At 68.6% G+C, this 17,279-nt stretch carries 17 protein-coding genes; 12 read left to right on the top strand and 5 right to left on the bottom strand.

What is annotated here, in order from left to right; translation table 11 throughout:
- Positions 1-69 precede the first annotated feature (69 nt).
- From D1409_RS00735 to D1409_RS00750, 4 genes are read left to right on the top strand one after another with little or no spacing between them, the layout of a single operon-like run.
- The gene (locus D1409_RS00735) at positions 70-534 is read left to right on the top strand and encodes a 30S ribosomal protein S15 (RefSeq protein ID WP_123533069.1); all 465 of its coding nucleotides are present in this window, start codon (positions 70-72) and stop codon (positions 532-534) included.
- A complete protein-coding gene (locus D1409_RS00740) occupies positions 535-1,686 on the top strand; it encodes a hypothetical protein (RefSeq protein ID WP_123533071.1) in 1,152 nt (383 codons plus the stop codon). It abuts the gene before it with no gap.
- A complete protein-coding gene (locus tag D1409_RS00745) occupies positions 1,683-1,955 on the top strand; it encodes a KEOPS complex subunit Pcc1 (protein ID WP_123533073.1) in 273 nt (90 codons plus the stop codon). The genes D1409_RS00740 and D1409_RS00745 overlap by 4 nt, the downstream gene beginning before the upstream one ends.
- Positions 1,952-2,602 carry a 30S ribosomal protein S3ae gene (locus D1409_RS00750; RefSeq protein ID WP_123533075.1) on the top strand — a complete coding sequence of 217 codons (651 nt, stop codon included), beginning with the start codon at positions 1,952-1,954 and terminating at the stop codon, positions 2,600-2,602. Before D1409_RS00745 ends, D1409_RS00750 begins: the two co-directional genes overlap by 4 nt.
- Positions 2,603-2,675: 73 nt before the next feature.
- Here the strand turns inward: D1409_RS00750 and D1409_RS00755 are convergent, their stop codons facing one another.
- Entirely contained in the window at positions 2,676-3,113 is a 438-nt protein-coding gene (locus tag D1409_RS00755; RefSeq protein ID WP_123534755.1) for a plastocyanin/azurin family copper-binding protein, read from the bottom strand.
- Positions 3,114-3,424: 311 nt separating this feature from the next.
- On the opposite strand from D1409_RS00755, the gene D1409_RS00760 reads away from it, so the two are divergent.
- On the top strand, positions 3,425-4,714 hold the full coding sequence (locus D1409_RS00760; RefSeq protein WP_123533077.1) for a HEAT repeat domain-containing protein: 1,290 nt from the start codon (positions 3,425-3,427) through the stop codon (positions 4,712-4,714).
- A gap of 78 nt (positions 4,715-4,792) precedes the next feature.
- On the top strand, positions 4,793-6,469 hold the full coding sequence (locus D1409_RS00765) for a phospholipase D-like domain-containing protein (RefSeq protein WP_394339013.1): 1,677 nt from the start codon (positions 4,793-4,795) through the stop codon (positions 6,467-6,469).
- Positions 6,470-6,485: 16 nt separating this feature from the next.
- Here D1409_RS00765 and D1409_RS00770 read toward each other — a convergent pair whose 3' ends face one another.
- Positions 6,486-8,396 carry a DHH family phosphoesterase gene (locus tag D1409_RS00770; protein ID WP_123533079.1) on the bottom strand — a complete coding sequence of 637 codons (1,911 nt, stop codon included), beginning with the start codon at positions 8,394-8,396 and terminating at the stop codon, positions 6,486-6,488.
- 285 nt (positions 8,397-8,681) lie between these two features.
- Here D1409_RS00770 and D1409_RS24205 point away from each other — a divergent pair, with 285 nt between their 5' ends.
- The 3 genes from D1409_RS24205 to D1409_RS00780 all read left to right on the top strand — a co-directional run bounded on the left by D1409_RS24205 (position 8,682) and on the right by D1409_RS00780 (position 10,292).
- Positions 8,682-9,008: a hypothetical protein gene (locus D1409_RS24205; protein ID WP_164471523.1), complete on the top strand. Its 327-nt coding sequence runs from the start codon at positions 8,682-8,684 to the stop codon at positions 9,006-9,008.
- A gap of 274 nt (positions 9,009-9,282) precedes the next feature.
- Positions 9,283-9,816, top strand: coding sequence for a Mov34/MPN/PAD-1 family protein (locus D1409_RS00775; RefSeq protein ID WP_123533081.1), 534 nt, complete (start codon positions 9,283-9,285; stop codon positions 9,814-9,816).
- On the top strand, positions 9,813-10,292 hold the full coding sequence (locus D1409_RS00780) for an adenylyltransferase/cytidyltransferase family protein (protein WP_123533083.1): 480 nt from the start codon (positions 9,813-9,815) through the stop codon (positions 10,290-10,292). The genes D1409_RS00775 and D1409_RS00780 overlap by 4 nt, the downstream gene beginning before the upstream one ends.
- Positions 10,293-10,806: 514 nt before the next feature.
- On the opposite strand, the gene D1409_RS00785 is transcribed toward D1409_RS00780, so the two are convergent.
- Together D1409_RS00785 and ribH are read right to left on the bottom strand one after the other, a co-directional pair.
- Positions 10,807-11,958, bottom strand: coding sequence for a pyridoxal phosphate-dependent aminotransferase (locus D1409_RS00785; protein ID WP_123533085.1), 1,152 nt, complete (start codon positions 11,956-11,958; stop codon positions 10,807-10,809).
- 24 nt (positions 11,959-11,982) lie between these two features.
- Positions 11,983-12,393: a 6,7-dimethyl-8-ribityllumazine synthase gene (gene ribH / locus D1409_RS00790; RefSeq protein WP_123533087.1), complete on the bottom strand. Its 411-nt coding sequence runs from the start codon at positions 12,391-12,393 to the stop codon at positions 11,983-11,985.
- A 199-nt stretch (positions 12,394-12,592) separates the two neighbouring features.
- On the opposite strand from ribH, the gene D1409_RS00795 reads away from it, so the two are divergent.
- The 3 genes from D1409_RS00795 (at position 12,593) to purE (ending at position 16,307) form a co-directional block, all read left to right on the top strand.
- On the top strand, positions 12,593-14,329 hold the full coding sequence (locus D1409_RS00795) for a flippase activity-associated protein Agl23 (RefSeq protein ID WP_123533089.1): 1,737 nt from the start codon (positions 12,593-12,595) through the stop codon (positions 14,327-14,329).
- 63 nt (positions 14,330-14,392) lie between these two features.
- Positions 14,393-15,604: a 5-(carboxyamino)imidazole ribonucleotide synthase gene (locus D1409_RS00800; RefSeq protein ID WP_123533091.1), complete on the top strand. Its 1,212-nt coding sequence runs from the start codon at positions 14,393-14,395 to the stop codon at positions 15,602-15,604.
- A 49-nt stretch (positions 15,605-15,653) separates the two neighbouring features.
- On the top strand, positions 15,654-16,307 hold the full coding sequence (gene purE, locus D1409_RS00805; protein ID WP_123533093.1) for a 5-(carboxyamino)imidazole ribonucleotide mutase: 654 nt from the start codon (positions 15,654-15,656) through the stop codon (positions 16,305-16,307).
- Between the two features lie 19 nt (positions 16,308-16,326).
- On the opposite strand, the gene D1409_RS00810 is transcribed toward purE, so the two are convergent.
- The gene (locus D1409_RS00810; protein ID WP_206424947.1) at positions 16,327-17,124 is read right to left on the bottom strand and encodes a class I SAM-dependent methyltransferase; all 798 of its coding nucleotides are present in this window, start codon (positions 17,122-17,124) and stop codon (positions 16,327-16,329) included.
- Positions 17,125-17,279: the final 155 nt, after the last annotated feature.

Below are 17,279 nucleotides of genomic sequence, written 5' to 3' on the forward strand. Positions count from 1 at the left end.
ACGGCGCACACACGCACTGCGCGGTCTCACGACCGCCGACTAGCGGTCCTCGCGTTCCAACTCAGAGACATGGCACGAATGCACACACGCCGTCGCGGCTCGTCCGGTTCGGACAAGCCGGCGGCAGACGAACCCCCGGAGTGGAGTGACGTAGACGAATCGGAGATCGAGGCTCGCGTCGTCGAGCTGGCCGAACAGGGCCACAGCCCGAGCCAGATCGGCCTGAAGCTCCGCGACGAAGGCGTCAACGGGACGCCCGTCCCGGACGTCTCGCTGGCCACCGGCAAGAAGGTCACCGAGATCCTAGAAGAGAACGACGCCGACCCCGAGCTGCCCGAGGACCTCCACAGCCTCCTCGAGCGGGCCGTCCGTCTGCACGAGCACATGGACGAGAACCCGACCGACCACCAGAACAAGCGCGCGCTCCAGAACACCGAGTCGAAGATCCGCCGCCTCGCCGACTACTACCGCGGCGACGAGATCGACGAGGAGTTCACCTACAGCGCCGACACCGCGGCCGAACTCCTCGAATAGATGTCCGCCACCGCCCGCTCCGAGGACGCCCCCGCCGCCGGCGAGGTCGCCGGCCGGCTCCGCGACGCCGGCTTCGTCCGGTTCGTCGGGGCCGCCACCGGCGACGCGCTGGCCGCCAGCGGCGTCCTCGCGCGGGCGCTGGCCGACCACGACCGACTGTTCCAGGTCAGTCTCGCGACGCTCCCGGTCGACGCGGAGCGCTCGACCGAGGCCGACCTGACCGTCGCCGTCGGCCGTACCGACCCCACGGCCGACTGTTCGCTGTCCGGCGGCGCGGAACCCGCGAGCGAGACGGCGTTCGCCGTCGCGCGGGAACTCGGGACCGAGCCCGACCCTGCACTCGCACTCGCCGGCGTGCTCGCCGACGGGCGCGCGGCCGGGAGTTCGGTCGCCGACGCCGTCGCGGACGCCGGCATCGACCGCCGTCTCGGCGTGGCCGTCCCGACGACCGACCTCGTCGACGGCCTCGCTCACTCGACGCTCGTCCACGGCCCGTTCTCGGGCGACACCGGGGCAGTCGCGGACGCGCTCGCGACGCTCGGGTTCGACGCGACCGACGACGGCGTCGACGCGTCCGAACTCGACGAGCAGGGTCGGCGGCGCGTCGCGTCGCTGGTCTCACTCGCCGTCGCCGGCGACGACGCGTGTCCGGCCCGAGGTGGCGACGCGGTCGAACGGATCCTCCGCCCGTACGCGGGCGGCCCGTTCGAAACCGTCGGCGGGTACGCGGACGTGCTCGACGCGGTGGCCCGGGAGGAGCCCGGTACCGGCGTCGCGCTCGCTCTCGGTCACGACGTGCGGGCCGCCGCGCTCGACGCGTGGCGCTCGCACGCACAGCGCGCTCACGACGCCGTCGCGGACGCGACGACGGGCCGGTACGACGGCCTGTTCGTCGCGCGCGCGGAGACGGAGGACGCGCCCGTCGGGACGATGGCGCGGCTCGTCCACGCCTACCGCTCGCCCGAGCCCGTGACGCTCGCCGTCACGGACGGCGCGGCGGTCGCAGTGGCCGACGAGCGCGAACTCGGACCGATCGTGACGTCGGCCGCCGAGAGCGTCGACGGCACCGCCGCGACGACGCGGACCGGCGGACGGGTGCGCTTCGACGTCGAGACGGGCGCGTTCATCACCGCGTTCAGGGAGGCAGTATGAGACGAGCGACGATCACGACGACCCACGGTGACGAGGACGAGGCCGCCCGCGTCGCGGCGGCGCTCGCCCCAGACAACACCGCGGAGATGGCGACGCGCGTCGACGGCGACGCGGTCGTGACGACGGTCGATCGGAAGACGACGAACGGACTGCGGTCGACGGTCGACGACTACGTGGTCAACTGCCGGGTCGCGGACCGACTCGGCGGCGACGAGGAGCGGAGTACAGCGCGGACAGACGACACACCAGACACAGACACCAACACATGAGCGAACGATCAGTTTCACGGCAGAAGCAAGAGAAGCGGTGGTACACACTGATGGCTCCCGAGCAGTTCGACCGGGAGGAACTCGGTGAGACCCCCGCGGACGAACCGGACAAGGTGCTCGGCCGCACCATCGAGACCACGCTGGGCGACCTGCGCAACGACGCCAGCGAGAACAACACCAAGCTGACCTTCAAGGTCAACGAGGTCGCGTCGGACTCGGCGTACACCGAGTTCGTCAAACACGAGCTGACGCGGGACTACCTGCGCTCGCTCGTCCGCCGCGGCTCCTCGAAGATCCAGGCGTACATCACCGTCCTCACCACGGACGACTACCGCGTCCAGATCCAGCCCGTCGCGCTCACGACCAAGAGCGCCGACGAGAGCCAGGAGAAGGCCATCCGCCGCACGATGATCGACATCGTCGAGGAGAGCGCACAGGACCGCACCTACGCCGACCTCGTGGACAGCGTCGTCGAGGGGCGACTCTCCTCGGCCATCTACAACGAGGCCAAGACCATCTACCCGCTGCGCCGCGTGGAGATCCAGAAGCTGACCCTCGAGGCTCGCCCCGAGGAAGTCGCCGCCGAAGAGGAGACCAGCGTCGACGTCGACGAAGACGAAGTCGCCGTCGACGAGACCGCCGACTGACGACGCGGGACTTTTCGATTTCTTTCGCACGCGACCGTAAAAGGTGGACAGCGCCGCGAGCACCGGCTCTCGACTACGAGTCGGTCTCGGCGTCCTCGGTGACGACGACCGACCCGACCATCCCGCCCGTTTCGTGCGGCACGCAGAAGTAGTCGTGAATACCCGGCGTCTCGAACGTGTGCTCGTAGGTGTCGTCCTGGTAGAGCGCGCCCTCGTTGCCGTCGAGCCAGCCGCTCTCGGCGGCGGACTGGCCGTCGAACTCGCCGGTCGCCCAGTAGTCGGCCCCGTCCGGGATGGCGTCCTCGTAGGCGGTGACAGTGTGGGCGTGGCTGCTCGTGTTCTTCCAGACGACGGTCGTCCCGACCGGGACCTCGACCGAGGCGGGGTCGAACTTCCGCGCGGTCATGCCGATGTCGTGGTCGCCGGTGTCGCCGCTACTCTCGCCACAGCCAGCCAGTCCGACCGCGACGGCGACGCTTCCCGCGGTCCCGAGGAACGCCCGTCTGTTCATATTCGGGGATCGGGACTCGGAGCAAATAGAGGACTCGATATCCGCCGGCCGGGACCCGAGTTCCTCTCCGCTCCGTAGCTGTCGAACGGTGGAACCGTCGTCCAGTCCGCGGCCGAGACCGATCGGGACGAGACGCTCGCCCGACCGGTCGGCGACCAGCACCGCTCCGTACGCGAAGACCGGCGACCCGTCCCGGATCGACACCGCATAGGGGGCTATCGAGACGCGGGCGCCGACGGGACCACTCGTCCGGGTCGGACGGGGGACCGTGAATGGAAACGCCTTTGCCCCAAAGAGTCGCATTTCGGGGTATGAGCAACGGGGACGACGAAGCGGCCGACGAGGACGCCGCGACCGAGGAAGCAGCGGACGCCGGCGACGCCGAGGAGTCGACGGAACTGTCGGCGGACACGCTCGACCAGCGCCTCGACGACGCCGGGGCCGACCTCGAGGCCGCCGAGACAGAGGCCGACCTCGACGACGTCGAGGAGGACCTCAACGAGATCGAGGCCGACCTCGAGGCCGCCGACCTGCCTGAACCTGACGAGGACGACGAGGACGCCGAGGACCCGGCGGCGGAACTCGAAGACCGCATCGCCGACCTCCGCGACCAGCTGGAAGACCAGCGCGGCCCCTACGCCGAGGACGTCGTCACGGTCCTCGAAGGAGCCGAATCGACCGTCGCGGACACGCGCTGGACCGAGGACGGTCGCCCCGACGTGGTGACCGCCGTCCAGTCGTATCTGGGAACGCTCGCCGACGAGCTCGACACCGAGATCTCCCCGGAGAGCGACGAGACGGACGACCTGGCCGACGCGCTCGACCAGGCCGCGCAGGTCGTCGAGGGGAGCACCCTCGACCCCGACGAGGACGCAGAGACCATCGCGACCCTCCTCGAAGACGCCGAAGCGCTCGAGGACGACCTCGAGGCCGCCGAGGAGTGGGACGACCTGACTGTCCGCGAACAGCTCGACGCCGAGGGGTTCTACGACGTGCTGGAGTCCGAGAACCGCAAGGACTTCCCCGCGGAGTGGAACGCGGTGAAGATCTACGAAAAGATGGGCGAGGTCGACCCCATCGTGAAGGCCCTGGAGACGTTCGACTCCGACTTCATGGAGGAGAACATCCTCGACGCGCTCTGGCGGATGGGGTCCGACGAGGCGTTCGACGCCGTCCACCAGCGTGCACAGAAGCGTAACAAGCGCCCGGTCGAGATCCTCGGGAAGATGGGCGACGAGCGCGGCGCGGAGACGCTCCACGACTTCATCGACGGCGACGGCGACGCCGCGCTCCAGAAGGCCACCCTGCGCTCGCTCGGCGAGATCGGCAGCGAGGAGTCGGTCCAGCCCGTCGCGAACCGACTCGACGCGGACAACTACGAGATCCGGAGCGCGGCCGCCCGCTCGCTCGGTCTGCTCGGCGACACCCGCGCCATCGAACCGCTCTCGGACGTGCTGGAGAACGACGAGGCGAACGAAGTGCGAGCGAGCGCCGCGTGGGCGCTCAACCAGATCGGCACCGAGCGCGCGCTCGACGTCCTCGAAGACTACACCGACGACCGCGCCTACATCGTCCAGTCCGAAGCCGAGAAAGCAGTTTAGAGGAGTCGACGGCGGTTTTTCGCGGCACCGCGCGTAACTTTATATCGGAGAGCCGGACCAGCCACTCGCGTGTCCAGAGTGGCGTGGCTCGCGGTGGTCTGTCTGCTCGTCGCCGGAGCCGCGGGTTCCGCCGTCCCCGCAGTCGGTTCGCTGGCGGGGGCTGGTCAGCCACCCGTTACCGAACCGACCGATGCGATCCAGTCTTCCCAGCCCTCCCTCCCCGAGATCGCGGCCGTCTATCCGAACCCCGTCGCCGACGGCGACCGCGGGGAGTTCGTCGTCCTCGACGCGCCGAACGGGACCGCGCTCGGCGAGTACCGTCTCGAAGACGACGATACGGGGCTCTCGCTGCCGAACCGGACGGTCGGCGGCCGCGTCGCGGTCACGGCCGCGCCGTCAGCAGTCCGGAACCTCACCGACCTCCCGGTCCTCGACGCAAACGGCTCGATCGCGCTCGCGAACGGCGGTGACCGGATTCACCTGTCCCGCGGGAACGAGACCGTCGCGACGGCTCGCTACCGTGACGCGCCCGAAGGGAAGATCGGTCGCTTCGACGACCGCGGCGCAATCACGTGGGATCCGCTCGGGGAGACGGAGCGGCCGGTGGTCACCGCGACCGGCGGCGAGGTCGAGGCGTTCACGCTCCCGGACGCGCCCGCCCTCCCGGTCGAGACGATCCGCGACGCGGACAGCCGGATCCTGCTCGCAGGGTACACGTTCAGCTCTGAACGGGTCGCTCGGGAACTCGAACGCGCCGCCGACCGCGGCGTCGAGGTGCGTGTCCTCCTCGACGGCCAGCCAGTCGACGGAGTCAGCGACCGACAGGCCCGCGTGCTCGACTCGCTGGTCGATGCCGGCGTCACGGTCGAACTCCTCGGCGGTCCGCACGGTCGCTACGCCTTCCACCACGCGAAATACGCCGTCGTCGACGACCGCGCGGTCGTGCTGACGGAGAACTGGAAGCCCGCGGGGACGGGCGGCCGTGCGAGCCGAGGCTGGGGCGTCGTCGTCTCACAGCCGGAGATCGTCCGCGGACTCGCCGACACCTTCCGCGCGGACGCTGAGTGGCGGGCGGCCCGCCCATGGTCGCAGGTTCGGCGGGGCCGCTCGTTCGAGCCGTCCGACGCCGCGAACGGGTCCTATCCGAGTCGACGGACCCCCGAGACGGTCCCCGTCGACCGAACGCGGCTGTTCGTCGCTCCCGACAACGCCGGGGAAGCGGTCACGGCCGCGCTCGACGACGCCGACGAATCGATCGACGTGATCCAGATGTCTATCGACGGCCCGGACCAGCGATTCCTCCGTGCGACGCTCAGAGCTGCCCGCCGCGGCGTCGACGTCCGGGTCCTGCTGAGTAGCGCCTGGTACGTCGAGGAGGAGAACCGTCGACTCGTCGACCACCTCCGCGAAGTCGCCGACCGCGAGGACCTGTCGCTGTCGGCGAAGCTGGCCGACCCCCGGGGCGAGTTCGAGAAGATCCACGCGAAGGGCGTGGTCGTCGACGGCGACCAGGTGCTCCTCGGGAGTCTCAACTGGAACGGCGAGTCCATTCGGGAGAACCGCGAGGTCGTCCTCTCGCTGGAGGGCGACGCGGTGGGGACGTACTACCGCGACGCCTTCGAGGCCGACTGGAGCGACGGATCGGCGCGCTCCCTGCCAGTCGGCATCTCGGCCGGGGTCGTCGGCTGTCTCCTGCTCGCGGTGCTGGTCGCTCGCCGGATCGAGTTCGGTGAGAACGTGGGCGTCGAAGGGTAAGTCGTGCGTTTCGTCGTCAGTCCTCGACGAACGCGGCGGAACTACCGAGCTCCTCGTCGATCTCGGCGTCGGCCATCTTCTCGACGAGGGCGTCGATGACGGTCTCGCGCATGCCGCGGACGAACTTGATCGACCCGACGACGAGGTGGCCGCCGCCGCTGACGCCGCCGCCGTGGACCTCGTCTTTCAGCTCTTCGACCATGTTCGGGATGTCCAGGCGGACGCCGTCCGACCGGAGGACGGCGAAGTCGGGCCCGTAGCCGATGGTGATCACGGGGTCGCCGGTCTCGGCGACCTTGTTGTCGTGGATCTTGCCTGTGGTCTTGCCCGGCGCGGGGTAGGTGAAACGGTGGGCGTGGTTCTCGACGTCGATGCGGTAGAGGTGGGCGTCGTTGTCGAGGCGCTCGTGATCGACGTGTGGCATCGCGGCGTCGAGCTGTCGCTCCACGTCTCGCTCGGCGCTGGTCGCGAGGAAGTCGACGAGTTCGCGGTGGCGGGCCTCGTCGTCGCAGTCGACGTTGAGCGCGTCGGTGATGAGCTGGCCGCCGTCGTCGTACTTGAGCCAGAAGGTGGCGTAGTCGAGCGCCTCGCCCACGTCGCGCAGTTCGGACTCGTCGTAGCCCTTCTCGTTTGCGAGCGCGAGGTAGTCGTCCATCGCGTCGGCCTCCGAGCGGTCCGAGAGGCCCGCGACGGCCGGGACGTGGCGCAGTTCGTCGGTGATGTCCGGGTCGATCATCCGCGCGAGTTCGACGCACATCATGCCCGTCGTGATGCGGTAGTCCTCGTCGTGGAGGTAGGGGTTGACGTGCTCGTCGAGGAGGTCCTCGACGGCGTCGGGGTCGGGGTGGTGGTGGTCGACGACGACGATGGGCACGTCGTAGTGCGCGAGGTTGCGGTAGGCGGGCGTGTCCTCCTCGGTCGACCCGTTGTCGAGCATCAGGAGGAGCGGGAGGCGCTGTCCGTGGCGCTTGCGGTCCTCCAGCGCGAAGTTCAGGTCGCGGGTTACGTCCTCCATCTCGTAGTACGGCGCCTTGCTCGGCAGGCGCTTGAGGAGGTGCTGGGCGGCGTCGGGGTCCTCGTAGGTGTCCTCGATGAACCGCTCCAGCGCGACCTGCATCGGGACGCTCGCGCAGATGCCGTCACCGTCGGCGTGGTGACGCATCCGGATCGGGCGCCCTTCCAGCACGGTGCGCCGGAGCCGGCGAGCGACCGCTCGCAGGTCGTCGTGGAGTTTCTCGAAGGCGTCCCACTCGACGAGCGGGTCGGGGTCGTGGGGCTCGGCGAGGTCGTCGAGGTCGTCGGCCTGTTCCTCGCGGAGCGTCGCCGCGTCCTCCCCTTCGAGGACGGTGAGGTCGTCGATCTCGACCTGGATACTGCCCTCTCGGGTCTCGACGTAGCCGTCGACGCGGACTACGTCGTCGAGCTGCACGTCCTCGTAGGCACGCACGCCCGCCTCCTCGAAGGCGGTGCAGGGCGCGATGCCGGTGGCGTCGCGGACCTGGAACACGGTCGGGCCGCCGGTCTGTTTTATCTGGACGACGACGCCCTCCAGCGTGATCGACTCGCCGACCGAGTCGCCGAGGTCGGCGACGGGGTGGCTGTCGCGCGCGATCGTTTCGAGCGTGTACTCGGGGACGTCGACCTCGTTGAAGGCGAGGTCGCCGTTCTCGCGCACTTCTTCGAGTTCGACGACGAGTTCGTCGCCGACCTCGTAGCTACCCAGTAGATTCGACCCGTGGATGAGGCCGGACACGTCCTCGGAGAGGTCGACGAAGACGCCGTACTCGACGACGCCGTTGACCTCCGCGAGATACAGGTCGCCCTCCGAGACGTACTCGAAGTCACAGTTCGCAGCGAGGTCGTAGACGGTGGTCCCACCGTCGGGGACCGCGACGCCGGAATTCCCGGCGTCAGGTACAGGAGTCATATGATCCCGATACCGCTCCGACCGCAGTTTAAGCTTCGGAAACTCGCTCGACCATCTTTTTCCCGGCCGGGTGTCCTCGCGCCTTCGGCGCTGCGGGCACCCGGCCGGCAAAAACATGGGTGAAAAAGGCGCGGCCTCACTCCGTTCGGCCGCGTGAATCGCGCTCACTGCGTTCGCGCGAATGCTACGTACAATTTGCGTCTCTTGCAATGTAGTCCTTCCTGGACATTCAGTTGATGGTAAAATCGCTATTAATATCACCTGTACTGAAATTAGATACTGGTCATGATGCGAGTAGACCGTCCGATAGGTGAGACTGAACGCCTCGTCAAGGATGCGATGCGTGCCGCCGGTATCGCGGATCGGAAGATCGGACGCGACGCCCGCGGACGGATTGAGGGCGTGAAGACGGCGATCTCGGTGACCGGAATCGTCCTGGCTGACATTGCGACACTGCCCGAACGGAATGACAGCTGCCACGTCTGCATCGTCGGTCGGTACAATTCGCGGTCACAGATCCCTTCTCTGCTGGGACGACAGTCACCGAAGATAACCGAGGAAGTGAGATCGACCCTACGCGGGAAAGCCGGAAACGATCTTACAGTTCTGTAATGTTGGGGCTGGTAGACTGTCCGCCGCTCTCAAGCCCTTCAGAGACCGTCGTTGCTAGAACTGTCTGTGCGAGATGTATCCTCTGCGCTCAACGATAGGTGCTTCACCTGTATTGAGCATCCGCGCGAGCGAAGCGAGCGCGGTTCACCGGACGCGACCGAAGGGAGCGTCCGGCTTTTTCACCCATGTTTTTGCCGGAGGGGTCGCTACGCGACCCCTCCGGGAAAAAGATGGTTTGGAAAGGCTTGTTATGCGCGCTGCCCGAGGCAGTGACATGGGACTGTTCCGTTCGGGCGAGGTGGTCGGCATCGCCGAAGGGGCGCTGGAGTTCGCGCTCGAAGCGTCGGAGGACGCTCACCCGGACGAGTACATGGGCTTCCTGCGCGGCGAGGACGCCCGCAAGTTCGACCTCGACTACGAGGGCACGGTCCTCACCGACATCCTCGTCATCCCGGGGACCGAGTCGAACCCGGTGAGCGCCACAGTCGACTCCAGCATGATCCCCAACAGCTCGCGGGCCGCCGGCTCGATCCACTCTCACCCCAACGGCGTCCTCCGACCCAGCGACGCCGACCTCCAGACGTTCGGCAAGGGGAAGGTCCACGTCATCATCGGGGCTCCTTACGGCAAGACCGACTGGCAGGCCTTCGACCGCAAGGGCAACCCCGTCGACCTGCCGGTGCTCGACATCGAGATGCCCGAAGACGAGTTCTTCGACTTCACGCAAGACGACATCGACGACGAGCTCCTCGACGAGGGCGTCGACCGCCGTGCCGACGGCACCGGTGACGAGTGGGGACAGCGATGACCGGCGGGAACGCGGATGCGGACAGGATCCGTTCTGACACCGACGAGACCGACGTCGTCGTCGCCCAGGGAACGTTCGACGTCCTCCACCCGGGGCATCTCCACTACCTCCGCGACGCGAAGGCGATGGGCGACTCACTCGTGGTGATCGTCGCCCGTACGGAGAACGTGACGCACAAGGCATCGCCGGTGATCGCCGGTCCCCAGCGTCGTGAGATGGTCGCCGGCCTCGACCCCGTGGACGAGGCGCGACTGGGCCACCCCGACGACATCTTCACGCCCATCGAGGAACTCGACCCCGCCGTCATCGCGCTGGGCTACGACCAGCATCACGACGCCGACGGCATCCGAAGTGCGCTCGACGAGCGCGGCATCGACTGCGAGGTCCGCCGCGCGACCGCCTACGACCCCGACTACGACGACGCTCTGCTCTCCTCCGGCGCCATCGTCGACCGCATCCTCGAAGAGCGCGGGTAGTCTGCGGGTCTCTCGTTACTCCGGCCCGTAGAGACCGCCCGGCACCAGAGCGCCTGCCTTTCCCCGGGTCGCGCGGCCGTCGCTCTCGCTCCGGCACGCGCTCCCGGCCATTCTAAGTTGGCGCGCGCTGTCGCGAGTCTCGTCTCGCGACAGCATCGTGCGAGGGATGAGCATCGCAGGCCGCAGGCCGAGAAGCGCAATCGGTTGGGGAGGCATGTGGCTGTCTGCGGTGCCGTGCGGGGCGGTGTGATCGCGGTCCTGGTGGACTGAAAGGGCGAGGCGCGCTCGCGTTTCTGTTAGTCGCCTGAGCGGGCACTATCCGCGCGAGTGCAGTGCGATGCTGTTATTCGAGCGCGGATATCCCGCTTCAGCGACCGCGAGCGCGTCGAGGGCTTTCAACGCTCTCCGTTCCTGCGGTCACTCCAACTCGAAGCGAGCGGGCCGAAGGTTTCCATCGCTTGCTGTCGACTACCGGGCAAGCAGAAAGAGACCGAGAGTCGAGCGACAGAACAGATTACAAGAGGTCGTGTTCGGCGAGGCGCTCGACGCCCTCGCGGAGGCGGTCCTCGCTGTTGGCGTAGGCGAGTCGGACCCAGCCCGGAGTCCCGAAGGCGCTCCCGGGGACCGTGGCGACGTGGGCGGTCTCGATGGCCTCCTCGGCCCAGGCGACGTCGTCGTCAGCGACCGGCAGCATGAGGTAGAACGCGCCCTCGGGCGTCGGAACGTCCTTGCCGTGCTCGGCGAAGAGGTCGACGAGCATGTCGCGGCGGTCCTCGAAGGCCGAGCGCATCTCCTCGACGGCCTCGTCGGTGTTCTCCAGTGCTTCGACGCCGGCGTGCTGGACGAAGTTGACGGCGCAAGTGACGGAGTGGCCGTGGATCTTGCCGGCCTGGTCGACGATATCCTCGTCGGCGGCGTAGTAACCGAGCCGCCAGCCCGTCATCGCGTAGGCCTTCGAGAAGCCGTTGAGGGTGATGGTCCTGTCTTCCATGCCCTCCAGCGAGCCGATGCTCGTCGGCTCGACGCCGTCGTAGGTGATCTCCTTGTAGATCTCGTCGGAGATCACGGTCACGTCGTGTTCGACGGCGATGTCGCGGACGCCCTCCAGCGCTTCGTCGGAGTAGACGGCGCCGTGTGGGTTGCCCGGCGAGTTGACGACGAGGATCTCGGTGTCGTCCGAGACGGCCTCGGCCAGGTCGTCGAGCGCGGGCTCGAGCTGGAAGTCGTACTGCGCGGTGTCGACGCGGGTGAGGGACCCGTCGGCGACTTTCACCATCGCCTCGTAGGAGACCCACGCCGGGTCGATCAGGGCGACCTCGTCGCCGTCGTCGACGAGCGTCTGGACGACCTCGAAGAGGCCCTGCTTGCCGCCGGGGGTGACGACGATGTTCTCAGTGTCGTACTGTTCCAGTCCGTCGGCGTGGAGCTTGTCGACGATGGCCGACTTGAGGGCGGGGATGCCGTTCGAGGGGGTGTAGCCGGTGTGGCCGGCGTCGAGGGCGTCCTTGGCGGCCTGTTTGACGTTCTCGGGGGTGTCGAAGTCGACGATGTCGCCGACGGAGAGGTCGACGACGTCGACGCCCTCGGCCTCGAGTTCGGACGCCTTGTTGCTGATAGCGACTGTTGCGCTCGGTTCGATCCGTTCGACGCGTGCTGCGAAGTCCATGATTGTGTCGTGAGTTGTGTGCGGTCAGGGCAGTTCTTCGACGAGGTCGACGGCGCTGTCGACGACCGTCCCCCCGTAGTCGGTGCGGGCCGTCGCCTCGGCCGTGCTCATGCCGGGGCCGATGACGCCGAAGGCGACCGGCGTGTCGCGGTCGAGGCTCACGTCTGTCAGCCCCTGCGCGGCGGCGTCGGCGATGACTTGGTCGTGGTCGGTGTCCCCCTCGACGATAGCGCCGAGGACGGCGACGGCGTCGATCTCCTCGCGGCGGGCCAGTCGGTCGGCGGCCAGCGGCGTGTCGTAGGAACCGGGCACCTCGACGGTCGCGACGACCTCCGCGTCGCGCTCGGCGGCGGCATCGCGAGCCGCGGCCTCCATCCCGTCGATGACCGACCCCTCCTTGTCGAACTGGGCGATCACCAGACCGAGCTGTACCATACCTGCGGCCAAGCCAGCACGGGTAAAAGAACTACCGAACCCGCCCCGGAACGCCCCGATCGATCCCGGGCGGTCGTCCCCGCGAGCGCCCGCTTCGCACCCGGAACCGCGACACAGCGGCGACGCTCCCTTTCGGTGTTTCAAACGGTTGTTTTTCCAACCAGTAGGGCTCTAACCCGGCCGCCCGTCGTCGGGATCGATGGCAACCGCGGACGACAGATCCCGGCCGATGGACACAGCACGCGACCGTCTGGAGCGGTACGGACTCGACCGAGTCCACACGGCCGTCGTCGCGACCGTCCTCGTCGGATTCGTCGCCCGGTTCTACGAACTGGGTGCCCGGACCGCCCACTGGGACGAGGGGCGCGTGGCGTACTGGGTGGTCGACTACGCCGAGACGGGGACCGTCAGGTATCGGCCCGGGATCCACGGCCCGTTCTTCCAGCACGTCAACGAGGTCGTCTTCGGCGCTCTCGGTGCGACGGACTTCAGCATGCGAGTGATCGTCGCCGTCGTCACCGGGTTCTTCCCGCTGGTCGCGCTCTGTTTCCGCGACCGACTGCGGGACGTCGAGGTCGTCGCGCTCGCGGGACTGCTCGCGTTCACGCCCGTCGTGCTCTACTACTCCCGGTTCATGCGCGGCGACCCGCTGGTGGCGGCGTTCATGGTGACCGCCTTCGCGCTGTTCGTCCGCACTGTCGACACCGGACGGCGGCGCTACTTCTACGCGGGCGTCGCGTTCACCGCGCTCGGATTCACCGTCAAGGAGAACGCCCTCCTCTACCTGCTGACGTGGGTCGGCGCGGCGGGACTCCTGCTCGACCATCGACTGTTCCGCGCGGCCGACAGTGACTCGGACCCGGCGGCGGTCGCGGTCGGGTACGTCCGGCGTGTGCTCGCGACGGCCCGGCGCCACGTCGACGCGCTCCTGCTCGGTGTCGCGGAGTTCCTCGCCGTGATCGTCTTCTTCTACGCGCCGCGCGGGCGGACCGGCGAGGGACCCGGACTGGGCGCCGCCCTCGCCGACCCGACGCTCCTGCCCGCGACGGTCCGAGTCGCCACGGTCGGGTCGGCCCGGAAGCTCTGGGGACACTGGGTCGCCGGCAGCGGGCAGGACCACCCCTATCTCCCGTATCTCGCCGACTTTCTCGTGACGCTCCGCCACGGCGCGCTCGCCGTCTGCCTGCTCGCCGTCGTCGGGTTCGTCGCCGACCGCTACCGGGACGGAGGGCCCTCTGACCTCGTCTCGTTCGCCGCCTACTGGGGGTTCGTCTCCGTGCTGGGCTACCCGCTCGTCACGGACATCAAAGCGCCGTGGGCGACCCTCCACGCCGTCGTGCCGCTGGCGATCCCAGCGGCGGTCGGTGTCGGCCTGTTCGTTCGCTGGGGACGCGACGCCGTCGCCGACGACGACGCGGTCAGCGCGGCCGTCGCGATGCTCGTCCTCCTCGCAGTCGCCGGGCAGGTCGTCGTCGCCGGCGTCGGCGGGGTGTACCAGTCGCCCCCGCCCGACGAGAACGAACTCGTCCAGTACGCCCAGCCGGCCGGGGACGTGCAGTCGGTCATGCGGACGCTCGACGAGGCGGCGGCCGGTCACGAAGGCACCGACGTGGTCCTCTACGGCGACTACTTCGTGACCGACCCGAACGCGACGGGGCCCCTCCGGCCCGCGTGCTCGCCGTGGACGAACGTCCTCCCGCTGCCGTGGTACTTCGAGCGGGCCGACGCGGACGTGGCCTGCGCCGGGTCGCCCGACCAGTTCGTGCGGACGGTCGAACAGTCCCGGCCGCCCGTCGTCGTCGCCAGACCGATAGACGAATCGCGGTTCTCGACCGTGCTCTCGGGCTACGAGTCCCGGACGCACCTGATGCGGGGCTGGGATACGGAGGTCGACTTCTACGTGCGCGAGGAGTACACGAACGGCTCCGCCGGGTGACGACCGGTCTCGGATCGGGTCAGACAGACACGCTTATTCCCCGCGCTCGGCAACCCGGCGGTAATGACACTCTCATCGCCGGGTCTCACCCTCGGCGTCGTCGGCGGCGGACAGCTCGGCCGGATGCTCGCCGAGGCGGCCGCGCCGCTGGGCGTCGAGGTCGTCGTCACCGATCCGACGCCCGACCCGCCGGCCGCACCGGTCACTCGCGACCAGATCGTCGGCGACTTCGACGACCCCGAGACGGTGCGCGAACTCGCGGAGCGCTCCGACGTCCTCACCTTCGAGATCGAACTCGCCGACCCCGCGTTGCTCGAACGGGTGTCCGAGGAGACGGACACGCCGGTCCACCCGGACCCCGAGACACTCCGGATCATCGAGGACAAACTCGTCCAGAAGCGCCGCCTCGCCGACGCCGGCGTCCCCGTCCCCGAGTTCCGGCAGGTCGACTCCGCCGACGAACTGCGCGACGCGCTCGACGAACTCGGCTACCCGGCCATGCTCAAAGCCCGCAAGGGCGGGTACGACGGCCGCGGGAACGTCCCCGTGGAGTCACCCGACGAGGTGGAGGACGCCTTCGCCGAGATCGTCGACGCCGCGCAGGGCGGGAGCCAGGCGGACCCGTCCGGCGTCGCCATGGTCGAGGAGTTCGTGGACTACGAGCGCGAACTCGCTGTGATGGGCTGTAACGGGAGCGCCCTCACCGAGGACGGGGGCCACGAACGCGACACGTTCCCCGTCACCGAGACGATCCACGAGGAAGAGATCCTCCGCGAGACCGTCTCGCCGGCACGAGCGGAGGAATCGGTCCGCGAGCGTGCCCGGACGGTGGCGCTCGACGTCCTCGACGTGATGGAGGGCCGCGGCGTCTTCGGGATCGAGTTCTTCCAGGGGCCCGACGACGAGATCCTGCTGAACGAGATCGCCCCGCGGCCGCACAACTCCGGGCACTGGACCATCGAGGGGTGTCACACCTCCCAGTTCGAGCAGCACGTCCGCGCCGTGACGGGCCGGCCGCTGGGACCGACCGACCGGCGCGCGCCGACGGTGTCCGCGAACATCCTCGGCGACGTGGACGAGCGACAGGACGCCGTGCTCTCCGGGGAGGACGAGGTGTTCGAGACGCCGCGCGCGCACCTCCACTGGTACGGCAAACACGAGGTGTACCCGCTGCGGAAGATGGGCCACGTGACCCACGTCGGGAGGGGCGACGCGGACCGCGAGGAACTGCTCGCCGAGGTGCGCGAACTGCGCGACGGACTGACGTTCCGGTAGCCGCCTCGAACCGCACACGCTTACGGTCTCCCCCCGCGCACACCCGCCCATGACCGCCGACTCCGTCCAGTCGATCATCGACCAGCTACACGAACAGGCCGAGATGGACCTGCCCAGCGAGGAGACGCCCGACGTGGGCATCGTCATGGGGTCGGACTCGGACCTGCCGACGATGGCCGGCGGGAAGGGCAAGCGCCCGGGCGCCTACGCCGCCCTCGCGGACGAACTCGGCTTCGACGAGCAGACTGACTACGAGGACGCCCCCGAGAGCCGGTTCACCTTCGAGACGTTCGTCGTCTCGGCCCACCGGACGCCGGATCTCATGTACGCCTACGCCGAGACGGCCGAGGCCCGGGGACTCGACGTGATCATCGCCGGCGCGGGCGGGAAATCGGCAGACCTGCCGAACATGACCGCCTCCATCGCGTACCCGCTCCCGGTCGTCGGCGTCCCCGTGCAGGAGAAGTCCGTCGACTCCGTTATCGGGATGCCACAGGGCGCGCCCATCACCGCAGTCGACGCAGGGAAGTCGTTCAACGCAGCCCTGACGGCGGCACAGATCCTCTCGCGTCAGCACCCGGAGATCCGCGAGCGCCTCGTCGACTACCATCAGGAACTGCAGGAGGAGGTCGGGAAGGTCTCGCGGGACCTGCACGAACTCGGGACGCCCGGATTCAAAGAGCAGTACTGGGACGAGGAGTAGCCGCGACCTTCACCGTCGCTCACGCCAGCTTTCGCCCCGAGATCACGCGCACTTCCTCGTCCTGTTCGAATGGACCGCCGAGTTCGTCGAGTCGCTCTCGGAGATCGGCCTCGAAGTCGTCTTTCTCGTCGCCGAAAGTCGCCGGCGAGCAGAAGGACAGCGAGAACACGTAGCCGACGACTTCGTCGACGGTCCACTCGCGGGTCGACTCGAACGTGGCGACTTCGACGGCTTCGAACCCGTGGTCGGCGATCAGTTCGTCGTAGGGGTTCTCGTACGGTTCGGTCCGCTGACCGGTCCGCTCGGGCAGGTCGTCGAGGTAGTCTGCGGCGAGGTCGTACACCTCGTCCTGCCACGCGCGACGCCCGCTCGTGAGCCACTCCGTGTCGCCGAAGACGGCGACGCCGCCGCCCGGTTCTGTGAGTTCGCGGATCCGGTCGAGCGTCGGTCCGCGGTCCATCCAGTGGAACGAGCGACCCATCGTCGTCACCGTGAACGGGCCCAGTTCCTCGCCGACCGCTCCGCGCAGGTCGGCGTCGGAACCGACCGTCCACTCGACGTTCTCCCGGTCGGCGGCGCGAGCCTGCCCGCGCGCCCCGTCGATCATCCGCGAGTTGGGGTCCATGCCGACCGCGGTTCCGACGTGCGCGGCGAGCGGAATCGTGATCTGGCCGGCGCCACAGCCGAGGTCGAGCGCGCGCGAGTCGTCGTCGAGGTCGAACCGGTCGACGAGGTGGGCTATCGGCCGGTCGCCGTATCGGGGCCGGTACTGGGCGTAGTACGTCTCGGCGCTTGCGAACGGACTGTCGGAGGACATGAACGTGCTCGACTACGACCGAAACGGCGGCGGGACAAAGAGCGTGTCGGTGGAACTGCCGCACGGGCCGTATGTTCGCCGGTGCGGCTGTCACGCGGCGATACTCGCGGTCGAACGGGTTCGGGTAGACCCGGATTACCCGTCGGCCGGAAATC

The sequence above is a fragment of the Halosimplex salinum genome, assembly GCF_003730195.1.
In the GTDB taxonomy this organism is placed as follows: domain Archaea; phylum Halobacteriota; class Halobacteria; order Halobacteriales; family Haloarculaceae; genus Halosimplex; species Halosimplex salinum.

What these genes read in the sequence shown, in the direction of transcription:
- D1409_RS00810 (WP_206424947.1), bottom strand. Translation starts at nt 17,124, where the DNA reads ATGTCCTCCGACAGTCCGTTCGCAAGCGCCGAGACGTACTACGCCCAG.
- D1409_RS00755 (WP_123534755.1), bottom strand. Translation starts at nt 3,113, where the DNA reads ATGAACAGACGGGCGTTCCTCGGGACCGCGGGAAGCGTCGCCGTCGCG.
- D1409_RS00770 (WP_123533079.1), bottom strand. Translation starts at nt 8,396, where the DNA reads ATGACTCCTGTACCTGACGCCGGGAATTCCGGCGTCGCGGTCCCCGAC.
- D1409_RS00750 (WP_123533075.1), top strand. Translation starts at nt 1,952, where the DNA reads ATGAGCGAACGATCAGTTTCACGGCAGAAGCAAGAGAAGCGGTGGTAC.
- D1409_RS00780 (WP_123533083.1), top strand. Translation starts at nt 9,813, where the DNA reads ATGACCGGCGGGAACGCGGATGCGGACAGGATCCGTTCTGACACCGAC.
- ribH (WP_123533087.1), bottom strand. Translation starts at nt 12,393, where the DNA reads ATGGTACAGCTCGGTCTGGTGATCGCCCAGTTCGACAAGGAGGGGTCG.
- D1409_RS00795 (WP_123533089.1), top strand. Translation starts at nt 12,593, where the DNA reads ATGGCAACCGCGGACGACAGATCCCGGCCGATGGACACAGCACGCGAC.
- D1409_RS00800 (WP_123533091.1), top strand. Translation starts at nt 14,393, where the DNA reads ATGACACTCTCATCGCCGGGTCTCACCCTCGGCGTCGTCGGCGGCGGA.
- D1409_RS00775 (WP_123533081.1), top strand. Translation starts at nt 9,283, where the DNA reads ATGGGACTGTTCCGTTCGGGCGAGGTGGTCGGCATCGCCGAAGGGGCG.
- D1409_RS00745 (WP_123533073.1), top strand. Translation starts at nt 1,683, where the DNA reads ATGAGACGAGCGACGATCACGACGACCCACGGTGACGAGGACGAGGCC.
- D1409_RS00785 (WP_123533085.1), bottom strand. Translation starts at nt 11,958, where the DNA reads ATGGACTTCGCAGCACGCGTCGAACGGATCGAACCGAGCGCAACAGTC.
- D1409_RS00760 (WP_123533077.1), top strand. Translation starts at nt 3,425, where the DNA reads ATGAGCAACGGGGACGACGAAGCGGCCGACGAGGACGCCGCGACCGAG.
- D1409_RS00735 (WP_123533069.1), top strand. Translation starts at nt 70, where the DNA reads ATGGCACGAATGCACACACGCCGTCGCGGCTCGTCCGGTTCGGACAAG.
- D1409_RS00740 (WP_123533071.1), top strand. Translation starts at nt 535, where the DNA reads ATGTCCGCCACCGCCCGCTCCGAGGACGCCCCCGCCGCCGGCGAGGTC.
- D1409_RS24205 (WP_164471523.1), top strand. Translation starts at nt 8,682, where the DNA reads ATGATGCGAGTAGACCGTCCGATAGGTGAGACTGAACGCCTCGTCAAG.
- purE (WP_123533093.1), top strand. Translation starts at nt 15,654, where the DNA reads ATGACCGCCGACTCCGTCCAGTCGATCATCGACCAGCTACACGAACAG.